Origin of the sequence: Tenacibaculum jejuense, from assembly GCF_900198195.1 — a bacterium.
Classification (GTDB): domain Bacteria; phylum Bacteroidota; class Bacteroidia; order Flavobacteriales; family Flavobacteriaceae; genus Polaribacter; species Polaribacter jejuensis.
Window position 1 is genome coordinate 3,388,480 of the sequence record NZ_LT899436.1, and the last position, 16,373, is coordinate 3,404,852.

The 16,373-nt window shown below is 29.8% G+C and carries 8 protein-coding genes; 7 read left to right on the forward strand and 1 reads right to left on the reverse strand.

Translation table 11 applies throughout. The annotated features are described in order from the left end of the window. The first annotated feature begins 2 nt into the window (after positions 1 to 2). From AQ1685_RS20395 to AQ1685_RS14740, 3 genes are all read left to right on the forward strand, one after another. Positions 3 to 170 (forward strand): hypothetical protein, encoded by a 168-nt coding sequence (locus AQ1685_RS20395; RefSeq protein ID WP_173862364.1) that lies wholly within the window; start codon positions 3 to 5, stop codon positions 168 to 170. A gap of 65 nt (positions 171 to 235) precedes the next feature. Continuing rightward, positions 236 to 1,372: a hypothetical protein gene (locus tag AQ1685_RS14735; protein WP_095073384.1), complete on the forward strand. Its 1,137-nt coding sequence runs from the start codon at positions 236 to 238 to the stop codon at positions 1,370 to 1,372. Next, positions 1,359 to 2,414 (forward strand): nucleotidyltransferase family protein, encoded by a 1,056-nt coding sequence (locus tag AQ1685_RS14740; RefSeq protein WP_231970202.1) that lies wholly within the window; start codon positions 1,359 to 1,361, stop codon positions 2,412 to 2,414. The genes AQ1685_RS14735 and AQ1685_RS14740 overlap by 14 nt, the downstream gene beginning before the upstream one ends. Before the next feature lie 2 nt (positions 2,415 to 2,416). Here the strand turns inward: AQ1685_RS14740 and AQ1685_RS14745 are convergent, their stop codons facing one another. Beyond that, positions 2,417 to 3,775, reverse strand: coding sequence for a UDP-N-acetylmuramate--L-alanine ligase (locus tag AQ1685_RS14745; protein WP_095073387.1), 1,359 nt, complete (start codon positions 3,773 to 3,775; stop codon positions 2,417 to 2,419). Positions 3,776 to 3,890: 115 nt separating this feature from the next. Between AQ1685_RS14745 and AQ1685_RS14750 the strand changes: the two genes are divergently transcribed. From AQ1685_RS14750 to AQ1685_RS14765, 4 genes are all read left to right on the forward strand, one after another. Continuing rightward, positions 3,891 to 6,800 carry a gliding motility-associated C-terminal domain-containing protein gene (locus tag AQ1685_RS14750; RefSeq protein ID WP_095073389.1) on the forward strand — a complete coding sequence of 970 codons (2,910 nt, stop codon included), beginning with the start codon at positions 3,891 to 3,893 and terminating at the stop codon, positions 6,798 to 6,800. A gap of 9 nt (positions 6,801 to 6,809) precedes the next feature. Next, a complete protein-coding gene (locus AQ1685_RS14755; protein WP_095073391.1) occupies positions 6,810 to 7,760 on the forward strand; it encodes a PorP/SprF family type IX secretion system membrane protein in 951 nt (316 codons plus the stop codon). Positions 7,761 to 7,769: 9 nt separating this feature from the next. Continuing rightward, positions 7,770 to 9,830: an OmpA family protein gene (locus AQ1685_RS14760; RefSeq protein ID WP_095073393.1), complete on the forward strand. Its 2,061-nt coding sequence runs from the start codon at positions 7,770 to 7,772 to the stop codon at positions 9,828 to 9,830. Positions 9,831 to 9,989: 159 nt separating this feature from the next. Continuing rightward, the gene (locus AQ1685_RS14765) at positions 9,990 to 16,370 is read left to right on the forward strand and encodes an alpha-2-macroglobulin family protein (RefSeq protein ID WP_231970203.1); all 6,381 of its coding nucleotides are present in this window, start codon (positions 9,990 to 9,992) and stop codon (positions 16,368 to 16,370) included. Positions 16,371 to 16,373 lie beyond the last annotated feature (3 nt).

The following is a 16,373-nucleotide window of genomic DNA, read 5'->3' on the forward strand; positions in this document are numbered from 1 at the left end:
ATATGAAAAATAATAAACAAAATAAAGAAGAGATTTCTAGAAAAGAAGCTCTTAAAAAATTAGGAAATTACAGTAAGTATACTGCATTAACTGCCTTAGGAACCTACTTAATTTTAAATCCAAAAAAGGCTCAAGCTGCTTCTCCTGAAGCTCCTGGTGAAGGATTTTAATGGGTCTCACTAAATAATTTAAAACCTCAAGGAGTTTTCTTTGAGGTTTTTTTATTTTTACCAAAATGGGAATAAAAACTACATTACTTAGAGAAGATATAGAAGATAAATCTATTGTTTGGTTTGCTGAAACCAATCAATACACGGTTCTAGAAAATAAAGTAGCGGAAATTATCTTCAATATAAATGACGGAATTTCAATTGAAGAAATTAGTAAAGAGTTAGAAAAAGAACTTAAAGTCTCTTTTGATGATGCTTTAGATTTCACTAAAAAAGTATACACAGATATTTATGAACCCAATACTAAAAATAACTTCAAAAAAACCGAAATCGATCATAATTTTAAGGTTCCTCCTTTTCAAATTTCAAAATTTTATAAAATAAACGACATCACTTTTAGAGTAGATTTTCTTTCAGATTTTGAAGAATATTTAGTTCACCCTAAGTTTTCTCATTTAGAAATAGATCAAACACAAAACTTTGATCATCATTTTCAATCCTTTACACAAAACAACATCACTTACTTACTAATTAATGGTGATTTTATAGGCTCGTGGCACAGAAAAGACATTCATTATTTTCAAGGAAAGTTTTCAATGTATATTGTGCAATACATACACAATAAACCTGAAGATGAATGGATGGGTATTTTTCATGCTTCTGGATTAGGGAATCAAAATAAATCTTTATTATTATTAGGTGATTCTGGAAATGGAAAAAGTACTTCTTTAGCTATTTTACAGGCAAATGGATTAACTTGTTTAGCAGATGATTTTGTTCCTATGGACATTGAAAAACAAAATATTTACACGTTTCCTTCTGCAATTTCAATAAAGAAAAATAGTTTAGAAACCTTACTTCCTATGTATCCTGAACTAGAAAATTCTGCAGAATTTCACTTTAAAACACTTAACAAAATTGTTCGTTTTTTACCTCCTAAAACAAATAAAACTAACTATAACTCCCCTTGCAATCATCTTATTTTTATTAAATATGAAAAAGATAGTGGATTAGATTTTAATCCTATCTCAAAAATAGAAGCTTTTCAACAATTAATTCCAGATTCTTGGATTTCTAACAAACCTAAAAATGTAAAAATATTTTTAAAATGGTTTTCTAATACAACGTGTTATCGTTTAACCTATTCCGACAATAAAAAAATGGTAAAAACTATTAAAAATATACTTAATGATGACGTATAAAGAAACATTATTTTTTGTGGGAAAATGTTTAACTATTAATCATGAAGAGCATAATAAACATATTGTCGAAAAACAATTAAAAAACAACACTGTTGACTGGGATAACGTGGTTAGGCTAAGCACAGAACATTATGTTTTCCCTGCTTTGTATTGTAATCTGAAAAAAGCTGATTTTTTAAAATATTTACCTAATGATTTAGTCGAATATATGAAACATATAACTGACTTAAATCGAGAGCGTAACACACAGATAATTGAGCAAGCTAAAGAAATTAATGAATTATTACTTTCTCATAATATCACGCCTATATTTTTAAAAGGAACAGGAAATTTACTTGAAGGACTTTATGACGATATTGCAGAAAGAATGGTTGGAGATATTGATGTTTTGTTTTCCCTAGATCAGTTTTTGGAAGCTTACGATACACTTTTAAATAACTCGTATAAAACTAAATATAAAAACTACCCAAAATTCCTCAGACATTTAGCTCCCCTAGTAAATGAAAATAAAATTTCTAGAATTGAAATACACAAAGAAATGACTACAGAAAAGTATATTCATTTTTTTAATTACGATACAATAGAAAAAGAAATAAAAAAGATTGAAAATTTAAACTTTCTTAGTTTTGAAGATCAATTAAAATTATCAATCATAGCTTTTCAAATAAACGATGATATGCAGTATTACAATTCTATTAGTTTAAGAAATGCTTATGATGTCTTTTTAATATGTCAAGAAGTAAATAGCACTGAATCTATTGGATCATTAAATGATAAAATTAGAACACCTCTAAACAACTTCTTAAGTATCACAAATAAAACGCTCAATAGTAAATCTGTAAAATTTTCATCTGACAAAAACTCTCAAAAGTATCTTGATAAATTCATCCAACTACTTGATGACAAAAAACTAAAAAAACGACTTCACAAACAAACTACAAGAAAGTTGTTTTATAAAAAAAGATTAAAGATTATTTTAGAGACTTTCTACAAGAAAGGTCACGCTACTTGGTTAATAAATAGGATTATAAAAGGTAAATAAATTTAACTTTCCAATAAATTTTTAATGTCATCAAAATTTAATCCTCCATAATTACCAGAGCTCATTAAAAGTAAAACTGAGTCCTTCAATTCTTTTTTTAATAAATAATCTTTAAACTGAATTGGATTTGTATACACAACCAAATCATCTCTTTTAAAAGCATCGGTAATTTGTTTTTCTGTAACTTCTTCCAGCTGTTTTATTTTTACAGCATGAGGAGAATAAAAAACAACAGCTTCGTCAGCCTTATCTAAGGTATCTTTATATTCTGATAAAAAATCAGCATTCAAACTACTGTAAGTATGTAGTTCTAAACATGCAATAAGCTTTTTATTTTTAAATTGATCTTTTACTGCTGTTGTCGTCGCCTTTACTTTTGAAGGTGAATGTGCAAAATCTTTGAAAATTACGGAAGAATTACGCTCAGCAATTTTTTCTAATCGCTTACTAGCTCCTTTAAATGACATAATAGCTTCATAGAAATCTTCTTCATCTATTCCCATATGCTGACAAATCCATTTAGCTCCAGCTATGTTCTGTAAATTATGATCCCCAAACACTTCTAAAGGTAAATCTCCTTCTGTAGTTTTTAAATAAGTAACGCCATCCTCTATAAAATATTCAGGTAAATTGTATGGATATTTTTTTATAGAATTTGTAGAATTTTCAACTATACGTTTTACGGTTTCATCTTCTTCATTATAAACCATGATTCCTCCATTAACCAATGAATCCGTAAAAACCTGAAACTGTTCAATATAATTTTCAAAAGTTGGAAACACATTAATATGATCCCACGCAACCCCACTTAATAAAGCAATATTTGGTTGATATAAATGAAACTTAGGTCTTCTATCGATAGGTGAGCTCAAATATTCATCTCCTTCTAATACAATAAAATCATTTTCCTCAGTTAAATGCACCATAGTATCAAAACCTTCCAATTGTGCACCCACCATGTAATCTACTTCTTTTTCATGATAATTCAACACATGTAAAATCATTGAAGTTATTGTAGTTTTCCCATGTGAACCTCCTATTACAACACGAGTCTTATGTTTCGACTGTTCGTATAAAAACTCAGGATAAGAATAAATTTTCAGACCTAAATCTTGAGCTTTAATTAACTCAGGATTATCAATCTTAGCGTGCATACCTAAAATAACTGCATCAAGTTCATTAGTTATCTTTTCAGGAAACCATCCAAAACTTTCAGGTAATAAACCTTTTTTCTCTAATCTAGATTTAGAGGGATCATGTATAGTATCGTCACTTCCTGTTATTTGATATCCTTTTTGATGTAAAGCTATAGCTAAATTATGCATAGCACTACCTCCTATTGCTATAAAATGTATTCTCATTAGGCCTTTTATAATGATTCGCTAAAATAGTCAAACTAAACCGTAAAATGTTAAATAATTGCACTCTGTAAAATTTATAGTAGCTTTGTCGACCATAGCTATTGCTTTTGTAAAAATGAAAATCAAACTAAATACTTTATCGTACTTACTTGTTATAACGTTATTTAATGTGTTCTTTTCTTATTCACAATGTGCAGGAAGCGATGCTTCTGTAACTATTTGCGATAAAGAACTAGACACTAATTATCAGCGTTTTGACCTTTTCAGTCAATTAAACGGATCACCAAGTACTGGTGGAAAATGGGCCAGCGAAAACCCTGTAAACAGATTTGCTTTAAACGAAAATACGGGTACACTAAATCTTTGGAGTATTAATCGTTTTGGTGAACATAAATTTATATATACCAATGATAGTTGTGGAGAAAATGCAACTGTTACTGTATTTTTAGGCGGATATCCTGGTGAAGATAATATTGATGGTGGTGCAAACGCTTGTGAAGATGACACTGCTGTAGATTTATTCTCTTTTTTAGATAACGACTTAGTAAGTTTAAGCTCTGATATTAATGGTACTTGGAGAGTTGGTCCTGGATCTAGTACACCTCCTAGTGCATTAAATGGCAATTTATTTAACGCTACTGTTGCTGGCCTTGGTACGCATACTTTAACGTACACTGTAGATGCTGTAGACTCTTGTCCTTCAAGAACAGCTACTATTGTTTTAGAAGTACATAGAGCTTCTGATTCAGGGATAGCTTCAGAACTTGTAATTTGTGATACAGATGATTTAAGTGGTTACAGTAATTTAAACTTGTTTGATTATTTATCAGGTAATGATAGTGATGGAATTTGGTCAGATAACAATAGTACAGGTCAAATAACATCTTTAACTGATCACATTATAGATGTTGAACAAATTTACAACGATTTTGGATCTGGTCTATATTCTTTTACCTACACAGTTTTCCCAATACATGGAGTATGTTCAACTGAATCTAGTACTGTTAATATTTTTATTCCTGAAGTTGCAGGTAAATTTTCTGTTGAAAAATTATGTGATTTTGAAAATACTACAATTACAATCACACATGAAGGTACAGTGGAGGCTCAAATGATCTATAATCTAGAATATGAAATAGTAGATAAAAATACAGGATTAGTAGTTTACACAGGAACAGAACCAAACATAAATTTCTCTGAATTCGATGTTGACCTAGGAATTAGAACTTTAACTCAATATACTTTTGAAATTAATGCTTCGATATTATCATCAGGTAGTTATACCATAAGAACAAAAGCTATAAGAGATATTAGAAATATTATTTGTGACTCTTATACTGTTGAAGAGGCTGACTTTATCATATTTAATGCTAAAGTAAATGTTGAAGATATTTGTTTTGATACTGATATTATCGACATTGAAATATCTGAATTAACAAATAATAATGGAATGTTATCTAATAGTGAACACACGATTAGTTACGTAGTTTCTAACACAGTTAACTCTGATGTTATTGCAGTTAATGATTTAAGAGTTTTATTTTCCGATGGAAAAGCAACTTTTCCTTTAGACTTTTCATCTTTCCCTAAGCAAATTGGTGAATATACCATAGATATTACTTCACCCACAGCAATTGGTTTAAATTGTGTTGAAGAAAGCTTTACCATAAAAAGAGTTCCTGAAGACATTACACTCGACTTACAATTAGATAACGCCTGTAATGCTACTGACATGAAAATTCTTGTCGATGCACCAACTTTAAGTAGCGGAGAATATACAATCACTTACGAAGTGACAGAATTAAATAGTGCTACAAAACTTATTGAAAACACTATTGTTTTCTCTGGTGGAAACGCTAATTTCAATGTAGATATTTCAGGATTAGCGCAAGGAAATTATAACGTATTATTGAAAAGTATACAAAACGATACAGATCCTTGTAGAACAGAATTTGAATTTCAACTCACAGAATCATTTTCTATAAACGGTATTCCAGACGCACCTATTTTATCAGAGAATCAATCATTTTGCTTATCTAGTTTTTTCCCTAATCAACCTACCTTAAATGACATTGTTGTTGATCAAGGAGAAAATTTAACGTGGTATGAAAGCTCGAGTTCAACAACCCCACTAAATATAAATACAACTCTAGAAAATGATAAAACATATTTTGTTACTGCTAATGATCCAGAAAACAGTTGTGAGAGTTCAGATCGTTCAGTAGTCACAATTAAAATAATTTCAACTGAAATGGTTAGCTCTACAAATAGAACCCCTACTTTCTGCGGGTTAGATAATGCTACTTTAGCAGATTTTGATGCAACTACAACAACAGGTACAATTATTTGGTATGATGCTAATACAGGTGGAGCTGTACTAGACCCAACAACAATCATAGAAAATAATGAAAGTTATTTTGCAGTTTCAAAAATAGATGACTGTGAGCATCATGAACGCTTAGAGTTTATCGCAACTGTTATTTCTCCTCCAACACCAGAGTTTAATGGAGATACCCAACGCTGTAAATTGGATAATTTAACTTTAGCAGACATTAGTGTAGACTTTACCAGTGTAACTGGTTATGATTTACTATGGTACGATAGTAACGAAGCCGGTACTGAATTGAGTGAAAACGAACTTATTGAACAAGACATTACATACTACGCTGCTTATGTAGATCCAACTACGAGCTGTGAAAGTATGAGAACTCCTATAACTATAGATTTATCTGATTGTAATCCTGAAGATTATGATTTCTTTATTCCTGATGGTTTTTCTCCTAACAATGATGGAACTAACGATGAATTTTATATTCCGTTTATCGAATTTTTCTATCCAGATTATGAATTAGAAATTTTTAATCGATATGGTCAATCATTATTTAAAGGAAACATCGACAACCCAAAATGGGATGGTCAAAATACCTCTAGATCAGAAGTTACAAGTGGTGTTTACTTTTATATACTTAACTACAATAAAGATAATCTAAAGCCTAAACAAGGTAGAATTTACTTGAGTAAATAAAAATAGCTGATGAAAAAACTAATATATCTCATTTGTATTTGTGCTGTTATTGATCTCTTTTCTCAACAAGATCCACAATACACACAATATATGTACAACCAAAATATTGTTAACCCTGCATATGTTACCAACGATTTGGGTGTTATAAATTTTGGAGTAATGCACAGAAGACAATGGACTTCAGCTGTTGGTACACCTAAAACTTATAACTTTTTTGTACATGCTCCTTTAAGTAATAATATAGAAGCTGGTATATCTGTAGTCACAGACGACATTGGTGATGGAGTTTTAAAAGAAAACAACTTTTATGCAGACTTTGCTTACATGATAAATATTGCTGAGGGTCATAAATTATCATTTGGTTTAAAAGCTGGTTTTACTAGTTTTAATACAAACTTCAACAACTTCAGGTTTCCTGATGAAAACATAAGTTCTGGTTTCATCCCTACTGATTTAGCTTTTGAAAATCAAAATAAAACTTTTGTCAACTTTGGTGCTGGTTTATTCTATTTTACTGATAAATATTACATTGGAGCTGCTATTCCTAACTTAGTAAAAGGAGAACATTTTGAAGAGAATAATGGATTAAATAGTATTGGTGGTGAAGAAATTCATTTGTTTGTTAATGGTGGTTACGTTTTTCAACTTTCCGATCTAGTCAAATTAAAACCGTCATTTATGACTAAAGTTGTAAAAGGTTCTCCTATAGTATTAGACACAGCAGTAAATGTTTTATATAACGACAAAATTGAAGCAGGCCTAGCTTACAGAGTTAATGATGCAGTAAGTCTAATGTTTAACTTCCGACTTTTTGATTCTTTGCGAATGGGATATGCGTTTGATTACACCACAAACAATTTAGGAAACTTTAACTCTGGAACTCACGAATTCATGTTATTATTTGACTTCGACACACTAGGTTTAAAGAAAGGATACGATAAATCACCAAGATTCTTTTAAAAGATTACTATGAAGAAAATAAGTTTTTTACTACTATTCAGTTCAGTTTTTATTTGCTTTTCTCAAAGTCAATCACTTAAAAGAGCACACAAATATTTTGAAAGAACTTTCTATTCAGAAGCAATTCCGTTGTATGAAAAAGCCTTAAAAGAAAGAGAGAGTTTTGATGCGATAAAAAACCTAGCAGATGCTTACTACTACACATATAATATGGAAAAGGCAACTGTAAATTATCGTTATTTACTAAAAAACTACAGAAAGTATGTCGAAGAAATCTACTATTACAGATTTTCAAATTCATTAAAAGCATTAGGCGAATACAAAAAAGCGAACAATGTTTTACTGAATTATTATAAAACAAAAGACGAATCTAAATATACTCAACTTCAAAAAGAAATTGAATATCTAGAAAATATTGAAGCTTTAGGAAATCGTTTTACTATAGATAACTTAGGAATCAATACTCCTGATTCTGAATTTGGAGCAATTCAAAAAGGTGATTCTATCATATTTGCTGCTCCAAGGAAAGAAATTTATGGAAAACGTTTCGGTTGGAATGGTCAGCATTATTTAGATATTTACCAAGTAAATACGAACCAAATGTATTTAGGAGATAGTATTTCGAAACCTTTCTCTGAAAAAATTAATTCGAAACTTCATGAATCTAATATCATTTTCACCAAAGATGGTAAAACAGCCTATTTCACCAGAAACAGTGAAATAAAAGGAAAAAGGAATACAGACGATAAAAAAATAACACACGTACAACTGTATAAAGCAGAGCTTATTGATAATGAATGGAAAAATATTTCATCACTTTCTTTTAACTCTAACACCTACTCTACCGAACACCCAGCATTAAGTCCTGACGAAAAAACTTTATATTTTGCTTCTGACATGCCTGGAGGATTTGGTGGATTTGATTTGTATGCTGTAACCATTGATTACGATGGAAGTTTTGGAAAACCTCAAAATTTAGGAGAAACAATAAATACTCCCAAGAAAGAACAATTTCCATTCATTAGTGAAGATAATAAACTCTATTTTTCTTCTAACGGACATCCAGGTTTTGGATCTTTAGATGTATTTGTTTGCTCTATTTCAGATGGTAAAATATCGAAACCAGATAATGTCGGATTTCCTGTAAATTCTGGTTATGATGATTTTTCATTCAATATCAATTCCAAGACAAAAGAAGGTTTTTTTGCTTCCAATAGAAAAGGTGGAAAAGGAAGCGATGACATTTATAGAATCACAGAACAAAAGCCATTAAAAATCGAACCTTGTTCTCAATTTATCTCCGGATTAATTACTGATGAAGATTCTGGTGTAATTCTTAATGATGTACAATTGATTTTGGTAGATAAAAACCAAAAAGAAATCACGAAGACAAACACGTCTAACAGTGAAAAATTCAAGTTCAAAGTTAACTGCCAAACTACTTACACTGTAAAAGCTTCGAAAATTGGATACAAATCCAATCAAAGAACAATAGTTCTCAAAAAAGTTAGAAATAAAGACAACGATGCTTCTATGACTTTAAAATCTTTAGCAATTATAGAGAAAGAAAAAAGAGAAGCGCTTGCTTTAAAACTTAAGAAAGAAGAAGAACTAAAATTAAGGAATGCTGAAAAATTAAAGTTTGCAAAAGATAAAAAACGTAAAGAAATTGTTGAAAAAGAAAAAGATATAGAAAAGCAAAAAGATAAGATTGTTATCAAAACAGACGAAATCAGCTTTGATTATAAATTATGGTATTTGAGACGTGATAGCAAAAAAGCAATTGACAAAGTTATAAATCTAATGAAAAAATATCCTGACATGATTGTTGAGGTAGGAACACATTCAGATATTCGAGGTAATAACCGTTATAATTTAGAACTATCACAAAAGAGAGCAACTTCAGTTCGCATGTATTTCTTAGAGAGTGGTATTGAACCTGATAGAATCACTGCAATTGGTTATGGTGAAACACAACCTCTTATTAAATGTAAAACGGAAGAATCTTGTACAGAAGAACAACATGAAATTAATAGAAGGTGTGAATTTATTGTAAAGAAAATTCTATAAATCTTCTAATAATTTCAAAAATTGGTATAGCAATTGATTTAATATCATATACTAAGTAAAAAGATAGTTTAACTTAAATATCTAACTAGTTTACTTATTTAAACTTTAGTATATTGAACCTATCTGAGTACTTTGTAAAAAAGTATTAAAAATCATACCATGAAAAATAAATCGATTGCAATACTAATGCTAACGTTTTTCTCTACTTTATTATCTGCACAGAATAACTTTGAAAAGTTATGGGAAGAAGTGCATCATTTCGAGCTATTTAATCAGCCTAAATCAGCTTTAAAAATAGTTGAAAAAATATACGAAAAAGCAAAAAAGGCGAAAAACGCTCCTCAAACTGTAAAGGCACTTTTATATAAAAGTAAATTCTCTTTGACGCTTGAAGAAGACGCACAACTAAAAATTATTTCTCAATTTAAAGCGCATATAAATCAAAGTAAAACTCCAACCAAAAGTATATTACAAAATATTCTTGCCAACATGTATTGGCAATATTTTCAAAATAATAGATGGAAATTTTACCAAAGAACTAAAACAGATGAAAAAGTAGATAAATTAGACTTTAGAACTTGGGATTTAGAAACTTTATTTGCTGAAATTCACTTACAATTTCAAAATTCTTTAGCTCCAAAAAGCGAACTACAAAATACAACTATTCAAGAGTTTCATTCTTTATTATCTATAGAAGAAAGTTCTGAAAAATATCGACCTACGCTATATGATTTCCTTGCTCATAATTCTTTGAACTTCTATGAATCTGATGAAACAAGAATTACCAAACCTGCGTATCAATTCAAAATATCAGATGAAAAACTAATTTCGGAAGCTGAAAATTTTACTTCTTTAAAATTAGAAAGTAAAGATGCATTGTCTCTACAATTCAACGCACTAAAAATTTATCAAAATTTAATCGCCTTTCATTTAAAAAAACAAAATGTACATGCATTAGTTGATGTCGATTTATTACGTCTAAACTTTGTAAAAACAAAAGCGGTATTTTCAGATAAAGATCAATTATTTTTAAATACTTTACTGAATTCTGAAAAGAAATACAACACACATGAAGCTTCTGGATTATATGCTTTTAAAATCGCAAAATTGTATCACAATAAAGCCAATACCTACACATATGAAAAAGAGAAAAATAAACAACATCGTTTTAAAAACAATGAGGCTTTAAAAATTTGTAATAGCATTATTAAAAAATTCCCAAAAAGCTTTGCAGCTAGTAAAAGTGAAATTTTAAAAACGAATATCAACAAAAAAAGTATTCAAGTTACAGCAGAAGAATATATTCCGTCAGAAACATTTTCTAGAGTTTTAGTCAATTATAAAAACATAGATCAACTTCATTTTACGGTTTACAAAATAGATATAGATCAAGTAGACGAAATTCAATCAACATACACTTACAAAAAGCAAATAAACCTTATTCGCGGATTAAAAAAAGTTAATCATTGGTCTCAAAAACTACCTAATGAGTTTGACTATCAAAACCATACCAATGAAATTATTATTCCTAAGCAGAAAAAAGGAACTTATTTATTAGTTGCTTCAATCAATAAAGAACTAAATGATAAAACTATCTATGGATTTACTTCTTTTCAAGTTACCGATTTAACTTTAATAACAAGAACTCAAACTGGGACAATGATTTATCAAGTCGTTAACAGAAATACTGGTAAACCCGTTGAAAAAGCTTTAGTAAACTTCAGCAATAAAAAAAGATGGAATGGAAAAAGTATTAATGTTTCATTTGAGACCGATACAAATGGAGAAATACAATATAATCCAAAAGATTATTATGGAAATGTTACTGCAAAAATTACATATAAAGATGATGTGGTATCCATACATAATTTATACTTAAGAAGACAATACAACGATTTTCATGAATCCACAGCACAAACAGAAACTTTTTTATTCACAGACAGAAGTATTTACAGGCCAGGGCAAACTGTATTTTTTAAAAGTATTTCTCTAGAAAAGCTAAAAAATAAATCAACAGTAATTGCAAATCAGAATATTGAAATAGCAATTAAAGATGTGAATAGCGTTACGTTGCAAACATTAAAACTAAAAACAAATGAATTTGGTTCTGCATCAGGAGAATTTATACTTCCAAACTCCGGATTAACAGGAAGTTTTGAAATCGTTACAACCATAAACGGAAGAAGAAATTATGAGTACATTTCGGTCGAAGAATACAAACGCCCTAAATTCGAAACTGATTTTAAACCTATTACTTCTTCTTTTAAACTATATGATAGTATTAAAGTTGTTGGCTTTGCGAAATCTTATGCTGGAACTAATATTACTGACGCAAAAGTTACTTATCGTGTTCATAGAAAAGTGCAATTCCCTCATTGGTATTACTGGTATCGTCCTTCTTTTAACCGTTCTGAATCACAAGAAATAAAAAATGGTGAAGTAACTACTAATGATAAAGGAGAGTTTGAAATTATTTTTAAAGCACTACCAGACGAAAATGTGGCTAAAGATCAATTACCTATTTTCAATTATGAAATTACAGCAGATGTTACCGATCTTAACGGAGAAACTAGAAGTAAAACTACGATAGTAAAAGTTGGGTATCATAGTTTAATAGCAACTATAGAAATTGATGATAAACTGAATAAAAATGACAAGAAACATTCTTTTAAAATTGATACTAAAAATTTAAATGATGAGTTTGTTCCTACTACTGGAAATATAAAAATCTATAAATTACAAGCTCCTAAATATCCTTTAAGAAAAAGACCTTGGATGAGTCCTGATTACCAAACTATTTCTCAACAAGAATTTGAAGAAAAGTTTCCTCATGATCCATATAAAGACGAAAATAATCGCAAATATTGGAAAAAAGGAGATTTAGTTTTCAATGAAAAATTTAATACTGAAAAATCTAAAGAAGTCTCACTTAGGAAAATTAAAAAATGGACTTCTGGAAGTTATATTATAGAATTATCTTCAAAAGATAAGTTCGGACAAACCGTGAGTGATAAAAGTTATTTCACTGTGTTTTCAGACCGAGATAAAGTTCCTGTAGATAATCAATTATTTACCTTCAGAACCGATAAAAAATCATATAAACCTGATGAAACGGCTAAAATAACGGTAAGTACAAACTCTAATGATCTTACTGTGATGTTGTTTGTAGAAAAAAAACATGAAGTAATTGCTTCTCACTATATACATCTAGATAAAAACAGTAAAACCATTGAAATACCTATTACAAAAGAAGATTTAGGAGGATTTGGTGTTCATTATCATCTAGTGAATTACAACGATTTTAAACAAGGAGGACAAATAATTGATGTACCTTATCCGAATACAGATTTAGAAATTATTACGAAAACCTTTAGAGATAAATTACAACCTGGACAAAAAGAGACTTGGTCTTTCACGATAAAAGGAGCTAAAAAAGAAAAAGTAACAGCCGAATTATTAGCAGGAATGTACGATGCTTCTTTAGATCAATTTGTAGATCACGAATGGGATTTTTACCCTATTGATAAACCTAGATATTATGGTTCTATTTCAAGTAATTCAAAAGGATTTGGAACTAATAATTTCATTTTTAAAAACCTGAATGGAAATTCATTTGGAAACAATTATCCTATTTTAAAACATAGTAAATTCAACTGGTTTGGTTTTAGTTTTAATAATAGTAAATGGGTTAATAGAAATTATTTAAGATCCTTAAAACGTCCTGAACAAGTTAAAACATCAGGAAGTTTTACAGGAACTGTTTCAGGTGTGATTCGTGATGAAAACGGACCTTTACCAGGTGTTTCTATTATAGTGAAAAAATCTTCTAACGGTACATACACCGATTTTGAAGGAAAGTTCTCAATAAAAGTAAAGAAAAATGATCAATTGGTATTTAGTACTATTGGTTATAAAACCATAGAAGTTCCTGTAAAAAACTTTTCTAAGCTGGATGTTATGATGAGTGAAGATACAGCTGCTTTAGATGAAGTTGTTATTACAGCATATGGTGATACTAGATCTCAAACAAAAAAGCTTATGGCTAAAGTAGCAGCTCCTGCTAATTCAGTCAAAAAATATGAAGAAAGATCAGATGATGTTTTAGAAGAAAGTTATTATGACCGTTTAGGTGATAGCACAAATACTTCTCTAAAGAAAGATTTGAAGACAATAAAAGCACGTAAAAACTTACAAGAAACTGCTTTTTTCTATCCAAAACTGTTAACTGACAAAAACGGAGATGTTTCCTTTACATTTACAATGCCAGAAGCATTAACCAAATGGAAATTACAGTTACTTGCACATACAAAAGCGTTACACTCTTCTACCGAAGTTTTAGAAACAGTAACTCAAAAAGAATTAATGTTTGTACCAAATGCGCCTCGTTTTTTACGTGAAAAAGATCAAATTACAATTAGCGCAAAAATTAGTAATCTAACCGATAAAACACTTCAAGGTGTAAGTCAATTAATTTTAACCGATGCTATTACAGGAAAAGCTATTGATACTGATTTACAAAACAAACAAGTACAAAAAAGTTTTTCTGTAGATGCTAATGGAAACACAAATGTATCTTGGAACCTAGTTATTCCTGAAACAATTCAAGCTGTTGAATATAAAATTGTGGCACAAGCAGGCCAATTTAGTGACGGAGAACAAAATGTACTTCCTGTACTTTCTAACCGAATGTTGGTTACAGAAACTCTTCCAATGTGGGTGAGAGAAAACCAAACTAAAACATTTACTTTAGATAAATTGAAAAATACTAGCTCTACAACTTTAAAGCATCATCAACTAAGTTTAGAGGTTACTTCTAATCCTGCTTGGGAAGCTGTTCAGGCACTTCCTTATTTAATGGAATATCCGCATGAATGTGCAGAACAAACTTTCTCTCGTTATTACGCTAACACATTAGCTGGTTTTATTGCCAACAGTAATCCTAAAATTCAGAATGTATTCAATCAATGGAAAAATAGTGAGACTTTAATCAGTAATCTTGAGAAAAATCAAGAATTAAAATCACTAATCATTCAAGAAACACCATGGTTACGCGATGCACAATCGGAAAATGAACAAAAGAAACGTATTGCCTTACTTTTCGATTTAAATAAAATGCAAAATGAGCAAAGTAATGCAATTAACAAATTGCAACTCATGCAAATGGAAAGTGGTGGTTTTCCTTGGTTTAAAGGATCAAACTATGCTAGTCCGAACATTACAAATCACATTTTAACAGGATTTGGTCATTTACAAAAACTTGGTGTAATAAGTGAAAATGAAATTTCTGAAAACATGATCGTAAGTGCTATTCAATTTTTAGATCAACATATTGAATACAGGTATGATTTACTTTTGAAAAGAGCAAAACGTATACAGGCTTCTGAAAATAAAAAAGCGTATGATGAATTTTTAGCTAAACAACATATTGGCTATTTCGAACTTCAGTATTTATACATGAAAAGTTTCTTTGAAGATCATAAAACTACAAAGAAAACAAAAAAAGCTATTGATTATTACACTAAACAAGCCGCAAAATATTGGAATGATTTTAACTTATATGGAAAAGGTTTAAATGCTTTAATTCAATTTAGAAATGGTAATAAAAAATCTGCCAACTTAATTTTAAAATCTTTAGAAGAAAATAGTATTACTTCAGAAGAATTAGGAATGTATTGGAAAGAGAATAAAGCAGGTTGGTATTGGCATCAGGCACCTGTAGAAACTCAAGCCTTATTAATTGAAGTTTTTGCTGAAATTAAAAACGACACCAAAATTATTGATAACTTAAAAGTTTGGTTACTCAAAAATAAACAAGTAAATCGTTGGAAAACGACTAAAGCAACCTCAGAAGCAATTTATGCGTTACTTTTACAAGGTACAAATTGGCTAGCTTCAGACGAGTTAGTAACTGTTACTGTTGGAAATAAAATTATCGATCCAACTCAACTTGAAAACACAAAAATAGAAGCTGGAACAGGTTACTTTAAAACCTCTTGGAACGGAAAAGAAGTTACTCCAGATAAAGCAAAAGTAACTTTAACTAAAAACAATAAAGGTATAGCTTGGGGTGGATTATACTGGCAATATTTTGAAGATTTAGATAAAATTACACATGCTAAAACGCCTTTACAAATCACTAAAAAATTATTTAAAAAGGTAAATTCCGACACAGGTAAAGAATTAAAAAAACTATCGGAAACTAATTTAGAAATTGGCGATTTGGTTACCGTGAGAGTTGAATTGAAAGTTGATAGAGATATGGAATTCATTCATATGAAAGACATGAGAGCTGCGGCTTTTGAACCTGTTAATGTATTATCAAAATACAAATGGCAAGATGGTTTAGGTTACTATGAAAGTACCAAAGATGCAGCAACACACTTTTTCTTTGATCGTTTACCTAAAGGAGTTTATGTTTTTGAATATGATGTTCGTGTAAATAACAAAGGTGATTTTAGTAACGGTATAACTACTATACAAAGTATGTATGCACCAGAGTTTACAAGTCATTCTAAAGGAGTTCGAGTTTCAATAAAATAATTT

What these genes read in the sequence shown, in the direction of transcription:
- AQ1685_RS20395 (WP_173862364.1), top strand. Translation starts at nt 3, where the DNA reads ATGAAAAATAATAAACAAAATAAAGAAGAGATTTCTAGAAAAGAAGCT.
- AQ1685_RS14760 (WP_095073393.1), top strand. Translation starts at nt 7,770, where the DNA reads ATGAAGAAAATAAGTTTTTTACTACTATTCAGTTCAGTTTTTATTTGC.
- AQ1685_RS14735 (WP_095073384.1), top strand. Translation starts at nt 236, where the DNA reads ATGGGAATAAAAACTACATTACTTAGAGAAGATATAGAAGATAAATCT.
- AQ1685_RS14750 (WP_095073389.1), top strand. Translation starts at nt 3,891, where the DNA reads ATGAAAATCAAACTAAATACTTTATCGTACTTACTTGTTATAACGTTA.
- AQ1685_RS14765 (WP_231970203.1), top strand. Translation starts at nt 9,990, where the DNA reads ATGAAAAATAAATCGATTGCAATACTAATGCTAACGTTTTTCTCTACT.
- AQ1685_RS14740 (WP_231970202.1), top strand. Translation starts at nt 1,359, where the DNA reads ATGATGACGTATAAAGAAACATTATTTTTTGTGGGAAAATGTTTAACT.
- AQ1685_RS14745 (WP_095073387.1), bottom strand. Translation starts at nt 3,775, where the DNA reads ATGAGAATACATTTTATAGCAATAGGAGGTAGTGCTATGCATAATTTA.
- AQ1685_RS14755 (WP_095073391.1), top strand. Translation starts at nt 6,810, where the DNA reads ATGAAAAAACTAATATATCTCATTTGTATTTGTGCTGTTATTGATCTC.